This is a genomic window from Bradyrhizobium sp. 215_C5_N1_1 (genome assembly GCF_052075935.1).
GTDB lineage: Bacteria > Pseudomonadota > Alphaproteobacteria > Rhizobiales > Xanthobacteraceae > Bradyrhizobium > Bradyrhizobium barranii.
This window is the reverse complement of sequence record NZ_CP197228.1, coordinates 7,050,018-7,066,239: the sequence shown is the minus strand read 5'-3', so window position 1 is coordinate 7,066,239 and position 16,222 is coordinate 7,050,018. Positions and strand designations below refer to the sequence as shown.

Here is a 16,222-nt window from a genome sequence, read left to right as displayed (position 1 = left end):
TGTAGGGTGGGCAAAGGCGCAAAGCGCCGTGCCCACCATTCATCGACGATTGAGAGAGTTGGTGGGCACGCTCCGCTTTGCCCACCCTACGAAACCTTGCCTAGAGGCCTCAGTAATTAATCCGCAGCCCCACGCCGCCATGGATGGTGTTCCCCACCGGCTGCGGGCCCAGCGTGCCGTTGGCGAACAGGTCGACGATCCAGCCCTTCTGCACGCGGAAGCCGAGGCGGCCGCCATATTCGAACCAGCCCTGGTTGCCCATGGTCGGCACCACCAGGCCGTCGCCGGTCACGGTGGCGACGATGCCGCCATGGCTGGCGAAGGACTGCACCCAGCCGCCATTGATGTTGGTCTCGATGTTGCTGCCGAAGAGGTGCGTCCACTGGCCGCCGATCTTGACCAGGCTGGTGCGGTCGGTGCCGGTCGCAATGGAGGCGTCGAACGGATTGAACGCCACGGCGCTGTCCGAATAGCCGGAGACGCGCTGCCAGAGCTGCCAGACTTCGATCGAGGCCGCGAATTCGTCGCGCGGGGACACGCGGCTCATCCAGCCGGCACGGCCATAGACGGCGTAATTCGACGCGTTGGTCGAGCCCGTGACGCTCACCGGCCCGAGGCTGGTGTTGTAGTTGCGGGTGTAGCGCGCCTTCTCCCACGGCGTCAGGATGGTGCCGACGTCGAAGAACGGGCGCGACGAGCCCCAGTCGGTGAAGTCATAGCGCAGAGCGAACGCTCCGATCGGCGCGCTGGTGATATTGTAGCCGCCCTCGCTGTATTGCGTGTAGGCGATGCCGGCGAGCAGAGACAGGTTGTTGGTCAGCTCCTTGCGGCCGTGAATGCCGGCCGAGAACGAGCCGGCGGAGCCGAATGCGCTGATGCAGTCGCTGCAATTGACCTGCTCGTTGACGCCGAGCAGCACCGTGCCGAGCACCCGGTTGGTGATCATCTGGTTGAAGCGCTGGTTGGCGAGGCCGCCGATCGAATTGCCGCTGGAGTCCGCGCCGGTCGGGCCCGAAGGTGGAGGCGGTGGATACGGGCTCGGCGAGGACGACGGATAGGGGCTCGGCGAAGGCGAGGGGGTCGGTGTGGGTGTCGGCGACGGCGACGGCGACGGTGAATAGGTCGGTGACGGTGAGGGCGTCGGCCCACCGCATCCGGACTCGCAAGTCGCCTGCGCTGCCGCCGGTCGCGCATTGAACGCGAAGAACGCAAACGCAGCGGTTGCGGTCAGCGCGGCGGCGAGGACGAGGCGTCTGACGTCGAGTTTCGCCATCATCACCGCCCGCACAGCATGCCGTCGTCGTGGACGGCAGGCGTGATGGTCGGCGAGGCGTCCGCATACTGGTTGACCGAGCACAGCCCGGCGCTTGCGGCGCAATTGGCGGCAAAGGTCCAGGGCGGCGTGTTGGTCTTGGTGATGCTGACCTTGCCGCCGGCCGAGGTGATGATTGCAGTGTCGCCGGGCTGGGTGAGCTGCACGCACTGGGAGTTCGTCGTGCAGACGCTGGCGGCTCCGTCCTGGAGCACGACGACGGAGCGGCCGCGCTGGGAGAGGATGTCGAGCGTGGTGCCGCGCACGCCGATGGTCGCGAGCGGGGTGGTGATCTTGTAAGCGGTCTTCTCCGAATGGCCGGTGACGAAACGGAATGCGCCTGTGGTCATGCGGATCGCGACGTCGCGATAGCTGTGCTCGTCGTTGAAGACGGTGCGGTCGAGCTTCAGCGTGGCGCTCGGGCCAAGCGAGAGGTTGGTGCTGTCGGCCATGACGAAGCGCGCGGCGCTGTCGGCGCCGGTGCGCACGGTCTCGTCGCGCAGCATGCTGTCGCCGACACTGATCGGCGTCGTGGTCGTGGCCACGCGCACCACGTCGTTCTGGATCACGACGGCTTCGCCGACGCGCGTCTGCGCCTGCGCGCAGTGCGCCGCGCACAACGCGGCCGACAACAGAGTGGGGAAAAGCCAGAAACGCAAATTCATTTCGCAACCGATCGATATGTCCCTGATCGTACCGGATCGTGCGCGCTTCTGATGTGGCGAAATTATCACAAGCGGTGCTGGACGTGCGTTATGCTTAGTGACAGTTGCGGCAGAATGCGTTCAATGAAAAGTGCCGTCTTTGTTTTTCTCCGCGGTGAAGCAGATTTGCCACGCAAAATAGCCCCACAGCAGCCGTTCGAATTGCCCGCGGTTCCGAAGGTGTCGCAGAGCGCAGTGATCGCTGTCGCGATTTTCCTGGTCGCGCATCTCGCGCTGCTGATCGGCCTGACGGCGCCGGAGAAGTTCGTCTTCGACGAGGTGCATTACGTGCCGGCGGCACGGCAGATGCTGGCACGCACGATGTCGCAACCGATGCTCAATCCGATGCATCCGCCGCTGGCCAAGGAGCTGATCGCGGCATCGATCGCCGCCTTCGGCGACAATGCGCTGGGCTGGCGCTATCCGTCGACCTTGTTCGGCGCGCTGGCGATCGTCGCGATCTATCTGTGCGGGCTCGCGCTGTTCTCCGCGCAAGGGCCCGCGATCGCCGCCGCGGCGATCGCGGGCTTCAACCAGATGCTTTACGTGCAGGCGCGCATCGCCATGCTCGACATTTACGCGCTCGGGTTCGGCCTGCTCGCGATTGCCGCCTTCATGCACGGCTTTCGAAGAGAGCGCCCGCATGCGTTGTTCGCGCTCGCGGGCGCCTTGTTTGGCCTCGCGGCGGCTTGCAAATGGAGCGGCCTGTTTCCGCTCGGCATCTGCATCGTGATGGTTGCGGTGATCCGGCTGATGCAGGGCTGGCGCACGCTGTTCGCCGGCGCGACGCCGAGCGACTGGTATCGGCCCGATCTCTGGCCCGATCTTCGCGTGCAGCATGTCGCGCTCTGTTTTGCCGTGCTGCCGGCGCTGACATATCTTGCCGCTTTCGTGCCGCTCTACGGAGCGTCGCTGCCGGATCTGATCGAGGCGCAGCGCCGGATATTCGCCGACAACACTACGACCGCGATCGCCGGCCATACCTATATGAGCGCGTGGCCATCCTGGCCGCTGCTCGCGCGCCCGGTGTGGTTCCTGTTCGACAAGACCTCGGAGAACAATGTCTCCGCGATCGTCTTCCTCGGCAATCCGCTGGTCGCGTGGCCGGCGCTGCTCGCGCTCGCCGTCGTGCTGCGCGACTTTATCGTCGCGCGGCGCTGGGACGCGTTCCTGATCGCGGCGTTCTATTTCGGCTCGTGGCTCGCCTGGGCTTTGCTGCCGCGCACGCTCGGCTTCCTCTACTATTATCTGCCGGCCGCAACGGTGGCGTCGCTTGCGCTGGTCTATGTGCTGCGACGAGAGGGGCTGCCGCGCTGGCTGCTGTGGGCCTATGTCGGGGTCGCGGCGATCGGCTTTGCGGTGATGCTGCCGATCTCGGCGGCCTTCATCGGCACGTCCATGCAGACGTTCAACCGGTTGATGCTGTTCCAGAGCTGGATATGAAAGCGCCGCCTGTCACGATCGTGGCAGGCGGCGTGTTTCACGCGGCGATGACTTGAATTTCACTTGGACAATTTTACTTGGACGCCGTCGTCTTGGCTTCCATGTTCACGACCTGGACGCGGCGGTTGATCGGGTCGGCGCCGTTGGCGGTGTCCTTCAGCTTGGTCTTGCCATAGCCGACGGTGACGAGATCTGTGCCGTTGAGACCATAGTTCTGCACCAGGTACTTCTTGATGGTGTCGGCGCGCCGTTCGGAGAGCCCTTGATTGTACTCCTCGCCGCCGATCGCATCGGTGTGGCCGGCGACCACGAAGGTCGAGCCCTTCAGCGACGGATCGGACAGCGCCTTGCCGAGCGCCTGCACCGACGGCACCGACGTCTTGGCGATGTCGGCCGAGTTGTAGTCGAACTGGATCTCCAGATCGATCTTCGGCTTGGTCGCGGCGAGCTCGGCGATCTGCTCGCGCTCGCCCGTCGAGAGCGACCGGGTCGAGCGGTTGCGCACCGTGTTCAGGAACGTCGATTCCTTGGCCTGCACCGCCGGATCGGCCTGCGGACCGACGGACAGGCCGCGGGTCGCCGGCTTGGGCTTCAGCGCATCCAGAATCTGGTTGGCGGAGACGTTATCGCCGGCGAAAGCCAGGCCCGCCGTCATCGACAGCGCGGCCGTGAGGGTAATCGCCTTCAGTCCAAAAAACTTATCAAAACGGGTCATTGTCGAATCCTCGCTGTTACGCCTGATGGCGATTTGATGTTGCGAGCGTAGGGAAGGTTCAACAGCCTCGATGTGATGCGGGTCACATTCCAGACGACCGAAATGACCCGTGCATCCTCGCGCCGGCGCCGATCGGAATCCATGGCATGTCGGGCCAGCGGCGGTGCCCTGCCACCGGGAAGAAGCGCCGTCTCATTCGGCATCGACAGCTGAACCGGCTGGACTCGCAGCCCGCGCAGGTACAATCTTTTGGCCATTGTTCGTCACCAGCCGTATTGCCCGCTGCGTCAGCAGCCCAAAAAGCGACCGTCGCAGCGACTCTCAGCTCGGTTCGAGCAGCAGAAATCCCCGAGTGATCCAGATCACAGTGCGTCGTTGTGAATTGGATCAGATTGCTCTCATCGGATCGGCTCAGGTCGAACCGAGAGCAGCGAGGAAGTTTGGATCAGGGGAGAATGATCATGCGCTTCTTGATCGCAGCAATTTCAATCGCAGTATTTCTCGTCAGCGGCAACGCGGCCTTCGCGGACAAGCGCGTCGCCTTCGTGGTCGGCAACGCCGCCTACAAGAACGTCCCGCAGCTTCCCAACCCCGCGATCGACTCCAAGGCGATGGCCAGGGTGCTGCGCAATGTCGGCTTCGACGTCGTCGAGGGCGCCAACCTCACCCGCGATGCCATGACCGCGAAGCTGCTGGAGTTCGGCAAGAAGAGCGAAGGCGCCGACGTCGCGGTGTTCTTCTATGCCGGCCACGGGATTGCCGTGAACGGCGTCAACTACCTGTTGCCGGTCGACGCCGACCTGAAATCCGAGATGGACGTCAAGCTGGGCGCGGCGATCAATGTCGACCTCACGCTCGATCAGACCATGTCGGACGCGAAGGTGAAGCTCGTGTTCCTGGACGCCTGCCGCGACAATCCGTTCGCGGCAAAGATCCGCTCGGCCAAGGCCACCCGCTCCGTCAACGTCCAGACCGGTCTTGCCGAGATGAAGTCGGGCGAGGGCACGCTGATTGCCTTTGCCACCGGCCCCGGCCAGACCGCGCTCGACGGCGAGGCCGGCACCAACAGCCCGTTCACCCGCGCGCTCGTCGCCAACATTGCCCAGCCCGGGATCGAGATCCAGCAGGCGATGACCAAGGTCCGTGCCCAGGTCAGTGACGAGACCAGCAAGGGGCAATTGCCCTGGGGGCACACCAACCTCACGGGCAACGTCTATCTCAATCCGGTTGGTGTGCCGGCCGCGGCCACGACCGATCCGTCGAACGCACCGGTGTCGGCCGCGAGCAAGCAAGGCTCCGACGTCGAGCTCGAGTTCTGGCGCTCGATCAGGGACTCCAACAAGGTCGAGGAACTCAACGCCTATCTCACCAGCTATCCCAACGGCACGTTCAAATCGATCGCACTCGCCCGCATCGCGGCGTTGCAGGATGGTCCATCCATCACCACCCGCAATCTCTCGGCCGGGATCGATCCCGCGACCTTTACGGAAGAAGCCAACCAGGTGTCTGAAGACCAGATCGGTCTGGACAAGAACCAGCGCCGCGACGTGCAGCGCCGCCTCACCGGGCTCGGCTTCGACGTCAAGGCGACGGGCAAGTTCGACGATGAGACCCGTTCCGTGATGAGGCGGTGGCAGGCTGCCCGTGGCTATCCTGCGACTGGTTATCTCAACAAGCTCCAGCACAAGGCCCTGCTGTCGGAGATTGTCTCGACCCGCGCGGCCTCCTCCGAGCAGGCAGACGACGAGCCCGCGCGTCGCCGGTCCTCCGGCGGTGGCGGCCGGCGCCATTACGGCGGTGGCGGTGCCGGTCCGCCAGGCGGCCCCGGCGGTCTGTTCGGCGGTATGATGGGCGGGTTGTTCGGCCGCCGCTGAGCCGGCAGGCAAGCAACAGGCGGCCCGGTTCGGGCCGCCAATTTGTTCCGGAAACCCTTGCTCACCGATCGTCGCAAAGCCGTCGCGTGATGGCCCGCGTGCGAACAAGAATTCGGCCAGTTGGGCGCCTAGCAGGACTCCGCGTCCAACAACCGCCGAGGAAGGGAGCCGAGTTCAGTCCAGTGCCCAGGCCGAGTGATTACCAGTTCTATCGTGGCGGGCCGCAGGATCGGACAGTCTTTCTGAGCTCAATGCCCATCTATGTCGGTGCGGCGATGATCGCGGTGGCGATCCTGCTGTCCACGCTGATCACCGGGCTGAGCAGCCGTTATGTCGGCCTCGACGGTCCGAACGACGAGAACATGTGGCTGGTCGACCGCCTCACCGGCAGCGTCTATCGCTGCCAGGCGGAGGGGCGTGGCAAAGCGTCCTGCGAGCCCGATGTCGCCACAGGCAGCGTCGGTGACCGGCCCAAGGTGCAAAAGAACGGCAATTGAGGCCTTGCACCCTCGCAGCGCAGCCATGGCCAACACCGATATCAGCAACGGCAAGATGAAGAGCGCTTGCACGCATTACATGAAGGCGCAGAAGGCCATGTCGATGAAGTGAGGCGCGCACGGTTCGGCCGCGCTGTCAGCAGTTGGCAGCGCGGCTTTTTCTTGAGAAAGCTTCTTTGGCGTCTCTCTTTTTCCTGGCGCGAATCCGGCTACATTGCCTCCTGCAATGTCACGCGCGCCCAAACCCTTTCCGATCCCCACGACACAGGCCCGGCAGATCTGGCTGCATGCCCAGCGGCTGGACGAGCGCGCGCCGTTCGGGGAGGGGGCGCGCGCGGTGGCGGATGCGATCGACCATCTCGGTTATGTGCAGATCGACACCATCAACGTCATCGAGCGCAGCCACCACCACATCCTGTTCAGCCGCATTCCGTCCTACCGGCGTGCCGATCTGCGCCAGGCCCAGAGCGTCGACAGGAGCGTGTTCGAATACTGGACCCATGCGCTGTCCTACGTGCCAGCGAACGATTTTCGCTTCTTCCTGCCGGCGATGCGCGAGCACCGGCGCGAGGGGCACAAATGGTACGCCTCGGTCAAGCCGGCCGATACGCGCAAGGTGATGCGGCTCCTGCGCGCCGGTCCGCTGACGATCCGCGACATCGAGGACGACGTGCTCACCGAGAAGGAGCATCTCTGGCAGAGCCGAAAACCCTCGAAGCGGGCTTTGCAGCTCGCCTTCTACACCGGCGTCGCGACCGTCAGCGCGCGCCAGGGTATGCTCAAGACCTACGAGCTGATGACGCGGCACTTCGGCTGGGACAAGCTGCCGAGGCCGGCGTCAGCGAGAGACATCACGGCCTATCTGCTCGACCGCGCGCTGCGGTCGCAGGGCGTGGTCAGCCTGGATTCGATCTGCCACCTCGATGCGCCGAGCAAGAAGGCGATCGCTCAGCTGGTCGCCTCGCGCGTGCGCCGCGGCGAGCTCGTGCCCGTTGCGATCGAGGGCGCCGGCAAGCAGGAGCATTGGGCCGCGCCCGCGGCGCTGGAGCCGGGTGAGGGCGCCGCGCCCGATCTCGTTCACATCCTCTCGCCGTTCGATCCCCTGATCATCCAGCGCAAGCGCACCAATCTGTTCTTCGGCTACAACCATCTGTTCGAAGCCTATGTGCCGAAGGCCAAGCGCAAGCTTGGCTATTTCGCGTTGCCCGTGCTGGTGGGCGACGAGATCGTCGCGGCGCTTGACCTCAAGACCGATAGGCAGGTGAAGAAGCTGTTGATGCAGAAATGGACCTGGGTCGGGCAGGGGAAGAAGACGGCGGGGCGCAAGGAGCTGAAGCGCGTGATCGAGGAGGAGCTCGATCGCTTTGAGCGGTTTCAATTGGCGGAGTGAAGCGCGCTCGCCACGGCTTCGGTCTCGTAGGGTGGGCAAAGCGACTTGTCCGCCGTAGCTCGAAGAGCGAAGGCGGAAGCGTGCCCACCATCGTGGTCCGCGAAGGAGAATGGTGGGCACGGCGCTAACGCGCCTTTGCCCACCCTACAAGACCATCGACCCAAACGCCAAACGCAATCCCCACCCCATACGCCACCAGATTCCACAGCGAGAAGATCCGTCCTAACAGCAGCGCGCCCGCGGTGGTGAGCCGAAACGCATCGAGCCAGGGCGCATGCACCAGCCGGGAGAACTCGACGACGATCGCGATCGCCACGGCGATGGCTGCAAGTCGGCTCCGTGACATCCCCGGCAGCAACACCCCGACCAGCAGAAACACCATCGTCGCCCATAGCAGCGAGCCGCCATACTTCACCACGAAGGCGGGAAGCCCGAGCGGAAAGCCGTACCAACGCAACGACAGCCCGCAGGCGATGACCGCAAGAGCAAGGCCGGCGCGGATCAGTGATGTCTGTAGCGGCGCAACAGGTTTATCCGGTTGCGCCCCGTGCATTGCTCGCTCCATTGACTCTTTGCCCGCGATGCTCAAAACCGCAACCAGCCCATAAGAGCAACAACCCCGGGGGGAAAGCCATGAGCCAGACCACGACCTATGCCGGTTCCGCCGGCTCAGCCAAGTCGGAAATCGAGACCTCGACGATCCGCGCCATCTCCTGGCGCCTGATTCCGTTCCTGGTGCTGGCCTACTTCTTCTCCTATCTCGACCGCGTCAATCTCGGCTTCGCCGCGCTGACCATGAACGCGGAGCTGAAGTTCACGCCGCTGATCTTCTCCTGGGGCGCGGGCATCTTCTTCATCGGCTATTTCATTTTCGAGGTGCCGAGCAATCTGGCGCTGGAGAAGTTCGGCGCGAGCCGCTGGATCGCCCGCATCATGGTGACCTGGGGCATCATCTCGGCGCTGATGGCGCTGGTCAGCGGGGTGACGAGCTTCTACGTGCTGCGCTTCCTGCTCGGCGTCGCCGAGGCCGGCTTCTTCCCCGGCATCATCCTCTATCTCACCTATTGGTACCCGGCCGAGTATCGCGCCCGCTTCCTCGCGGCCTTCGCCATCGCTGTCCCGGTCTCCACCGTGATCGGTGCGCCGGTCTCGGGCCTGCTGCTCGGGCTCGACGGTGCGATGGGGTTGAAGGGCTGGCAGTGGTTGTTCATCATCGAAGGCATCCCCTCGGTGTTGCTGGGCATCGTCACCTGGTTCTATCTCACCGACAGGCCGGAGAAGGCGGACTGGCTCTCGGCCGATCAGAAGGCCTGGCTCAAGTCCAGGCTCGATTCGGAAATCGCGGCCAAGCAGACGGTGAAGCATCTGTCGCTCGGCGAGGCGCTGTCGTCGCCGAAGGTGATCATGCTGAGCCTCGTCTATTTCGGCTTCGTCGGCGCGCTCTATGGCATGCAGTTCTGGCTGCCGCAGATCGTCAAGGCGTTCGGCCTCACCAACGCCCAGACCGGCTTTGTCACCGCGATCCCGTATCTGTTCGGCACCATCGCCATGATCCTGTGGGCGCGGCATTCCGATGCGACGCGCGAGCGCGTGATGCATGTCGGCGCGCCGCTGCTGCTCACCGCCGTCGCGCTTGCCGTCTCCTCCTATCTCACCGATCCCACCATGACGATGGTGGTGCTCACTGTGGCGGCGATCGGCGTGTTCTGCTGCTTCGGCGTGTTCTGGACCCTGCCGACCGCCTGGCTCTCCGGCACGGCGGCGGCCGGCGCCATCGCGCTGATCAACTCGATCGGCAATCTCGCCGGCTTCGGCGGGCCGTACCTGATCGGCTGGGTCAAGGAAGCCACCGGCCAGACCTCGACCGGCTTGCTGGTGCTGGCGGTCCTGCCCCTGATCGCCGGCATTTTGGTTTTTGTCGGTGGCCACGAGAGCAAGCACGAGTTCGCCGGGCAGGGGCGGTAGAGCAGCACTCACCGCTGCGTAGCCCGGATGGAGCGAAGCGAAATCCGGGGCGCTCCGAGCTACAGCCTGCAGGCCCCGGATTGCGCTCCGCTCCATCCGGGCTACGGGCTCTCGTAGGGTGGGCAAAGGCGCGATTCGCGCCGTGCCCACCATTTTCCTGATTCCGGCAGGCATCGTGGGCACGCTCCGCTTTGCCCACCCTACGATCGCACCCTCCCGGCAACCGCCATCCAAATCCTTACCACCCCTTAACGATCACGCTTTCCTGATGACTGACGATTATTGACTTTTATCAGTGATTAGTCGACATTCCTCTCATTGCAGTCGCGGGAGTGTCCTCCGATGTTCGTTCGGTCAGTTTTGTCCAGCTATTCCAAGCTCTTGGCGGGTGTGTCGCTGGCCCTCATGGCCGCTGCGCTGGCCGGGTGCAATGACACCGTCGCTGAAAAGGCCGAGCCGCCGCGGCCGGTTCTGGTGGCAACAGCTCATTATGATGCCGAAACGCCCGAGCGCAGCTTCGTCGGCACCGTCAGGCCCCGGATCGAGAGCGATCTCGGTTTCCGGGTTGCCGGCAAGGTTGCCAAGCGCTTGGTCGAGGTCGGCCAGACCGTCGAAATCGGCCAGCCGCTCGCGACCCTCGATGAGGTCGATCTGAAGCTCCAGGCCGAGCAGTCCGTCGCCGAGCAGACCGCCGCGACCGGCGTGCTGGCCCAGGCCGCCGCTGCCGAGCAGCGCGCCAAGGATCTGAAGGCCAAGGGTTGGACTACGGATGCGGCGATGGATTCGAGCCGCGCCGCCGCCGACGAGGCCCGCGCGCGTCTGGACCGGGCCGTGCGCTCAGTCGAGCTGACCAAGAATTCTCTTTCCTACGCGACGCTCAACGCCGACGCCCGTGGCGTCGTCACCGCAACGCTGATCGAGCCCGGCCAGGTGGTTGCCGCAGGCCAGACTTCGATCCGTGTCGCCCGCTTTGCCGAGAAGGAAGCGGTCGTCGCGATCCCTGAGACGCTGGTCGGACGTGCCAAGTCGGGCGCCGCCAGCGTCACTCTTTGGTCGGAGCCGGACAAGAAATATGCGGCCAAGCTGCGCGAGATCGCGCCGACGGCCGATCCGTCGACGCGCACCTATCTTGCAAAGTTCTCGCTGCCCGAGGCCGACGACAAGGTTTCGCTCGGCATGACCGCGACGCTGACGCTGTCGGATGCCGCGACCGAGCGCGTCGCGCGGCTGCCGCTGTCGGCGCTGTTCAACGAAGGCGGCAAGCCCTCCTTCTATGTCGTCGACGACAATGGCGCCGTCACGCTCAAGCCGGTCGTGGTGAAGTCCTACGAGAGCAACGACGTCATCATCACCAGCGGTGTCGAAGAGGGCGCCAAGATCGTGGCGCTCGGCGTGCAGAAGCTCGATCCGAGCCAGCGGGTGCGGATCGTCTCGTCGCTGTCTTTCTAGAGTTTACGAGTCACGTCGTGTGAGGTGAGTTTCGGCCCAAGCGCAAATGCCGGGGCTGAAGCGGCGAAGCGATCCAGAACCTGCCCAGCCCCCTGGATTGCTTCGCTGCCTCGCGACGACGGTTTGAACAGAGTGGCTGTGGTTTTTTTGCAATTGGACCATCTTTGGAGAGTGCGATGAAGCGCTTCAACCTTTCGGCCTGGGCCGTCAGCCATCCGACGCTGGTCCTGTTCCTGATGATCATACTCGGCGTCGCCGGCTTCTTCTCCTATCAGAAGCTCGGGCGAGCCGAGGATCCGTTCTTCACGGTGAAGGTGGTCAACGTCTCCGTGATCTGGCCGGGCGCGACCGCGCAGGAGATGCAGACGCAGGTCGCCGATCCCATCGAGAAGAAGATCCAGGAGCTGCCTTACTTCGAGAAGGTGCAGACCTATTCCAAGCCGGCCTTCACCGCGCTCCAGGTGACCTTCCGCGATTCCACGCCGCCGAAGGACGTGCCGTATCTGTTTTATCTGCTGCGCAAGAAGCTCGCCGACGTGCAGGGCCAGTTGCCGTCGGGCATTCTGGGACCCGTCGTCAACGACGAGTTCTCCGACGTCGATTCCATCCTCTACATGATGACCGGCGACGGCGCCGACTATGCCCAGCTCAAGAAGGTCTCGGAAGGCTTCCGCCAGCGCCTGTTGAAGGTGCCGGGTGTGACCAAGGTCGACGTCTACGGCAACCAGGACGAGCGCATCTTCGTCGAATTCTCGCACGCCAAGCTCGCCACTCTCGGCATCACGCCGCAGGCGCTGTTCGATTCGCTCGCCAAGCAGAACAACGTGACTCCGGCCGGCACGGTCGAGACCTCGTCGCAGCGCGTGCCGCTGCGCGTCACCGGCGCGCTCGATGGCGCCAAGGCCGTCGCCGAGACGCCGGTCGAGAGCAACGGCCGCGTGTTCCGTTTAGGCGATATCGCCACCGTCACCCACGGCTATGTCGACCCGCCGAGCTTCATCGTGCGCCAGGAAGGCAAGGCCGCGATCGGCATCGGTGTCGTCACCGCCAAGGGCGCCAACATCCTCGATCTCGGCAAGGAGGTCGAGAAGGCCACCGCCGAGTTCATGAAGGCGGTGCCGCAGGGCATCGACGTCAAGCTCATCGCCGACCAGCCCAAGGTGGTCGAGCACGCCGTCGGCGAGTTCGTGCACTCCTTCATGGAAGCCCTCGTCATCGTGCTGTTCGTCTCGTTCCTGGCACTCGGCTGGCGCACCGGCATCGTGGTCGCGCTGTCGGTGCCGCTGGTGCTCGGTATCGTCTTCGTCGTCATGAACATGATGTCGCTCGATCTGCACCGCATCACGCTCGGTGCGCTGATCATCGCGCTCGGCCTGCTGGTGGATGACGCCATCATCGCGGTCGAGATGATGGTGGTGAAGATGGAGCAGGGCTGGGACCGTTTTCGCGCGGCCTCCTTTGCCTGGGAATCCACTGCGTTTCCGATGCTCACGGGAACGCTGGTCACGGCCGCTGGCTTCCTCCCCATCGGCTTTGCCAATTCCGCGGTCGGCGAATATGCCGGCAGCATCTTCTGGATCGTGGCGATCGCGCTGGTCGCCTCCTGGTTCGTGGCGGTGATCTTCACGCCTTATATCGGCGTCATGCTGCTGCCCAACATCAAGGTGCACCACAATCACGATCCGCACGCGGTCTACGAGACCCGCATGTACCGCGGCCTGCGCGCCATCGTGCAATGGTGCGTCAACCACCGCATCACCGTGGTGGCCGCGACCGTCGGCGTCTTCATCGCCTCGATCGTCGGCTTCGGCCATGTCCAGCAGCAGTTCTTCCCGCTGTCGGAGCGGCCCGAGCTGTTCCTCCAGCTTCGCCTGCCCGAGGGCACCGCTTTCAACGTCACCGAGAAGGCGGTGAAGAAGGCCGAGACGCTGCTCAAGGACGACAAGGACATCGAGACCTATACGTCCTATGTCGGCCAGGGCTCGCCGCGCTTCTGGCTCGGCCTCAATCCGCAGCTTCCCAACGAGGCGTTTGCCGAGATCGTCATCGTCGCCAAGGGCGTCGAGGCGCGCGAGCGCATCAAGGCCAAGATCGAGAACGCGGCTGCGGAGGGCATGCTGACAGAGGCGCGCGTGCGCGTCGACCGCTTCAACTTCGGTCCGCCGGTCGGATTCCCCGTCCAGTTCCGCGTGATCGGCCCCGACGCCAACAAGGTGCGCGAGATCGCCTATCAGGTCCGCGACGTCATGCGGCAGAACAAGAGCGTCAAGGACGTCCAGCTCGACTGGAACGAGCAGTCGCCCTACCTCAAGCTCGTCGTCGACCAGGATCGTGCCCGCGCCATGGGCCTGACGCCGCAGGACGTCTCGCAGGCGCTGTCGATGCTGATCTCGGGTGCGCAGGTTACCACCATTCGCGACGGCATCGAGAAGGTGGCCGTGGTCGCTCGTGCGGTCCCGTCCGAACGACTCGATCTCGGCGGCGTCGGCGATCTGACCATCACCTCGAAGAACGGCGTCGCCGTGCCGCTCCAGCAGATCGCCAAGATCGAGTATGCCCATGAGGAGCCGATCATGTGGCGGCGTAACCGCGACATGGCGATCACCGTGCGCTCCGACGTCGTCGACGGCGTGCAGGCGCCCGACGTCACCAGCCAGATCACGCCGAAGCTGAAGGCGATCAAGGACAATCTCGAGCCGGCCTACCGTATCGAACCGGGTGGGGCGTTCGAGGAATCCGCCAAGGGCAACGCCTCGATCTTCATCCTCTTCCCGCTGATGGTCATGGTGATGCTGACGCTGCTGATGTTCCAGCTTCAGAGCTTCTCGCGCCTGATCCTGGTGTTCCTCACCGCGCCGCTCGGCATCGTCGGTGCCTCGTTCGGCCTCAACGTCGCCAATGCCCCGTTCGGCTTTGTGGCGCTGCTCGGCCTGATCGCACTCGCCGGCATGATCATGCGCAACACGGTCATCCTGGTCGACCAGATCGAGACCGACGTTTCCCACGGCCTGACCCGCCGCGAGGCGATCGTGGAGGCAACCGTCCGCCGCGCCCGGCCGGTGGTGCTGACGGCGCTCGCCGCGATCCTGGCCATGATCCCGCTGTCGCGCTCGGCCTTCTGGGGCCCGATGGCGATCACGATCATGGGAGGCCTGTTCGTCGCGACCTTCCTGACGCTGCTGTACCTGCCGGGCCTCTACGCCCTGTGGTTCAGGAAGAGCCTGGACGAGGCGGGCACCCCCGAGCAGCCTGCCGCGCCGCAGCATGGGAGCGATGACCAGCACGCAATTCCGCTTGCTGAAGCGGCTGAATAAATGAGAAGACTGCTGATGGACGAGTCCTGACACATGACACTGGTTGCGGAACATATCGAAGGCGACACCCGGGATCGTATCCTCGAGGTGGCCGAGCGGCTGTTTCGCCAGATCGGGTACCAGAAGACCACGGTCGGGGACATCGCCAAGGAGCTCAGGATGAGCCCCGCCAATGTCTATCGCTTCTTCGAATCGAAGAAGGCGATCCACCAGTCGGTGGCGCGGGCCTTGATGGGCGAGGTCGAGATCGAAGCGCAGCGGATCGTGGCGAGGCCTGGTCCGGTGCTCCCGCGCTTCCGCGAGCTGCTCACCACCATCCACCGCATGAACACCGAGCGCTATGTCGGTGATAACAAGCTGCATGAGATGGTCGAGATCGCGATGCAGGAGGACTGGGACGTCTGCGTCGCCCATATGGAGTGCATTGCCGGCGTCATCGGCCAGGTGATCGCGCAAGGTACCGCGTCCGGCGAGTTCGAGGCGCCGGACCTGCAACTGGCCTCGATGTGCGCCTGCACCGCGATGATGCGCTTCTTCCACCCCCAGATGATCGCCCAGTGCGCTACCAAGCCGGGCCCGACCATCGACCAGATGATCGATTTCGTCATCGCCGGTCTGTCGCCGCGCCACTGACGGGCGCTGGAATTTCCCCTATAAGCAGGCCGACGTAGCCTGGATCAGGGGAAGACCTCGCCGTGACCGACAAAGACCTCTATTTCTACGAGCCCTCCAAGGGCCACGGCCTCAAGCACGATCCCTTCAACGCCATCATCGCGCCGCGGCCGATCGGCTGGATCTCCTCCCGCGACACCAAGGGCCACGTCAACCTCGCGCCCTACAGCTTCTTCAACGCCTTTTGCTACGTGCCGCCGATCATCGGGTTTTCCTCCACCAACTGGAAGGACACGGTGTCGAACATGGAGCAGACCGGCGAGTTCGTCTGGAATCTGACGACCATGGATCTCGCCAAGCACATGAACGCGACCGCCGCGCATGTCGGCCCCGAGGTCGACGAGTTCAAGCTCGCAGGGCTGACCGCCGTCCCCGGCAAGCTCGTCAACGTGCCGCGCGTGGCCGAGAGCCCGGTTGCCTTCGAGTGCAAGGTGTCCGACATCGTCCGCCTCAAGGGCGCCGATGGCAAGGAGGCCGATGCCTGGCTGACGCTGGGCGAGGTCGTCGCCGTCCATATCGACAAGGCCATGATCAAGGACGGCGTCTACCAGACCGCCGCCGCCCGCCCCATCGTCCGCGCCGGCCGTCGCGGCGACTACTTCGAGATCAAGCCGGAAAACATGTTCGAGATGGTGCGGCCGGACTGATCTGATCCGGGTTAAGCCACTCTCTCCGCATCGTCATTCCGGGGCGCGCCGTTAGGCGCGAGCCCGGAATCCATACTCCCGATGGTGGTTATGGATTCCGGGCTCGACGCTTGCGCGTCGCCCCGGAATGACGACAGGGCATTCAGCCCGATTCCCCTCCCCGGAACTGCCCCCACGCCCCGGCCGTTATGGCCCCCGGGGCGGCCGCCCGGCCGCGTCAATTCGCGTCTTTTTGCTCGC

At 64.4% G+C, this 16,222-nt stretch carries 13 protein-coding genes; 9 read left to right on the top strand and 4 right to left on the bottom strand.

Annotated elements, in window-relative coordinates; genetic code table 11:
* Positions 1 to 109: 109 nt before the first annotated feature.
* Both AB7G19_RS33840 and AB7G19_RS33835 read right to left on the bottom strand, forming a co-directional pair.
* Positions 110 to 1,273, bottom strand: coding sequence for a hypothetical protein (locus AB7G19_RS33840; protein WP_354113359.1), 1,164 nt, complete (start codon positions 1,271 to 1,273; stop codon positions 110 to 112).
* A 2-nt stretch (positions 1,274 to 1,275) separates the two neighbouring features.
* Positions 1,276 to 1,977 (bottom strand): FecR family protein, encoded by a 702-nt coding sequence (locus tag AB7G19_RS33835; RefSeq protein ID WP_085399111.1) that lies wholly within the window; start codon positions 1,975 to 1,977, stop codon positions 1,276 to 1,278.
* A gap of 51 nt (positions 1,978 to 2,028) precedes the next feature.
* On the opposite strand from AB7G19_RS33835, the gene AB7G19_RS33830 reads away from it, so the two are divergent.
* Positions 2,029 to 3,459 (top strand): phospholipid carrier-dependent glycosyltransferase, encoded by a 1,431-nt coding sequence (locus tag AB7G19_RS33830; RefSeq protein ID WP_441268739.1) that lies wholly within the window; start codon positions 2,029 to 2,031, stop codon positions 3,457 to 3,459.
* 73 nt (positions 3,460 to 3,532) lie between these two features.
* Here AB7G19_RS33830 and AB7G19_RS33825 read toward each other — a convergent pair whose 3' ends face one another.
* Positions 3,533 to 4,174 (bottom strand): OmpA family protein, encoded by a 642-nt coding sequence (locus tag AB7G19_RS33825; RefSeq protein ID WP_354078963.1) that lies wholly within the window; start codon positions 4,172 to 4,174, stop codon positions 3,533 to 3,535.
* 461 nt (positions 4,175 to 4,635) lie between these two features.
* Here AB7G19_RS33825 and AB7G19_RS33820 point away from each other — a divergent pair, with 461 nt between their 5' ends.
* From AB7G19_RS33820 to AB7G19_RS33810, 3 genes are all read left to right on the top strand, one after another.
* Positions 4,636 to 6,048, top strand: a complete 1,413-nt coding sequence (locus tag AB7G19_RS33820; protein WP_085399127.1) for a caspase family protein — start codon at positions 4,636 to 4,638, stop codon at positions 6,046 to 6,048.
* Between the two features lie 251 nt (positions 6,049 to 6,299).
* Complete coding sequence (locus AB7G19_RS33815; RefSeq protein ID WP_085399108.1) at positions 6,300 to 6,545, top strand: hypothetical protein; 246 nt, start codon at positions 6,300 to 6,302, stop codon at positions 6,543 to 6,545.
* A gap of 226 nt (positions 6,546 to 6,771) precedes the next feature.
* Entirely contained in the window at positions 6,772 to 7,935 is a 1,164-nt protein-coding gene (locus AB7G19_RS33810; protein ID WP_085399107.1) for a winged helix-turn-helix domain-containing protein, read from the top strand.
* Between the two features lie 124 nt (positions 7,936 to 8,059).
* Here AB7G19_RS33810 and AB7G19_RS33805 read toward each other — a convergent pair whose 3' ends face one another.
* On the bottom strand, positions 8,060 to 8,488 hold the full coding sequence (locus AB7G19_RS33805; RefSeq protein WP_085399106.1) for a ribosomal maturation YjgA family protein: 429 nt from the start codon (positions 8,486 to 8,488) through the stop codon (positions 8,060 to 8,062).
* 80 nt (positions 8,489 to 8,568) lie between these two features.
* Between AB7G19_RS33805 and AB7G19_RS33800 the strand changes: the two genes are divergently transcribed.
* The 5 genes from AB7G19_RS33800 (at position 8,569) to AB7G19_RS33780 (ending at position 15,982) form a co-directional block, all read left to right on the top strand.
* Positions 8,569 to 9,900 (top strand): MFS transporter, encoded by a 1,332-nt coding sequence (locus AB7G19_RS33800; protein WP_085399105.1) that lies wholly within the window; start codon positions 8,569 to 8,571, stop codon positions 9,898 to 9,900.
* 342 nt (positions 9,901 to 10,242) lie between these two features.
* Positions 10,243 to 11,349: an efflux RND transporter periplasmic adaptor subunit gene (locus AB7G19_RS33795; protein WP_028148596.1), complete on the top strand. Its 1,107-nt coding sequence runs from the start codon at positions 10,243 to 10,245 to the stop codon at positions 11,347 to 11,349.
* Between the two features lie 176 nt (positions 11,350 to 11,525).
* On the top strand, positions 11,526 to 14,663 hold the full coding sequence (locus AB7G19_RS33790; RefSeq protein ID WP_085399104.1) for an efflux RND transporter permease subunit: 3,138 nt from the start codon (positions 11,526 to 11,528) through the stop codon (positions 14,661 to 14,663).
* Positions 14,664 to 14,696: 33 nt separating this feature from the next.
* Entirely contained in the window at positions 14,697 to 15,296 is a 600-nt protein-coding gene (locus AB7G19_RS33785) for a TetR/AcrR family transcriptional regulator (protein WP_063985197.1), read from the top strand.
* 62 nt (positions 15,297 to 15,358) lie between these two features.
* Positions 15,359 to 15,982, top strand: a complete 624-nt coding sequence (locus tag AB7G19_RS33780; RefSeq protein WP_028160319.1) for a flavin reductase family protein — start codon at positions 15,359 to 15,361, stop codon at positions 15,980 to 15,982.
* The last annotated feature ends 240 nt before the right edge of the window (positions 15,983 to 16,222 follow it).

Coding starts and splice junctions, on each gene's coding strand:
- AB7G19_RS33785 (WP_063985197.1), top strand. CDS start 14,697: ATGACACTGGTTGCGGAACATATCGAAGGCGACACCCGGGATCGTATC.
- AB7G19_RS33800 (WP_085399105.1), top strand. CDS start 8,569: ATGAGCCAGACCACGACCTATGCCGGTTCCGCCGGCTCAGCCAAGTCG.
- AB7G19_RS33810 (WP_085399107.1), top strand. CDS start 6,772: ATGTCACGCGCGCCCAAACCCTTTCCGATCCCCACGACACAGGCCCGG.
- AB7G19_RS33795 (WP_028148596.1), top strand. CDS start 10,243: ATGTTCGTTCGGTCAGTTTTGTCCAGCTATTCCAAGCTCTTGGCGGGT.
- AB7G19_RS33840 (WP_354113359.1), bottom strand. CDS start 1,273: ATGGCGAAACTCGACGTCAGACGCCTCGTCCTCGCCGCCGCGCTGACC.
- AB7G19_RS33830 (WP_441268739.1), top strand. CDS start 2,029: ATGTGGCGAAATTATCACAAGCGGTGCTGGACGTGCGTTATGCTTAGT.
- AB7G19_RS33825 (WP_354078963.1), bottom strand. CDS start 4,174: ATGACCCGTTTTGATAAGTTTTTTGGACTGAAGGCGATTACCCTCACG.
- AB7G19_RS33805 (WP_085399106.1), bottom strand. CDS start 8,488: ATGCACGGGGCGCAACCGGATAAACCTGTTGCGCCGCTACAGACATCA.
- AB7G19_RS33835 (WP_085399111.1), bottom strand. CDS start 1,977: ATGAATTTGCGTTTCTGGCTTTTCCCCACTCTGTTGTCGGCCGCGTTG.
- AB7G19_RS33815 (WP_085399108.1), top strand. CDS start 6,300: ATGCCCATCTATGTCGGTGCGGCGATGATCGCGGTGGCGATCCTGCTG.
- AB7G19_RS33790 (WP_085399104.1), top strand. CDS start 11,526: ATGAAGCGCTTCAACCTTTCGGCCTGGGCCGTCAGCCATCCGACGCTG.
- AB7G19_RS33820 (WP_085399127.1), top strand. CDS start 4,636: ATGCGCTTCTTGATCGCAGCAATTTCAATCGCAGTATTTCTCGTCAGC.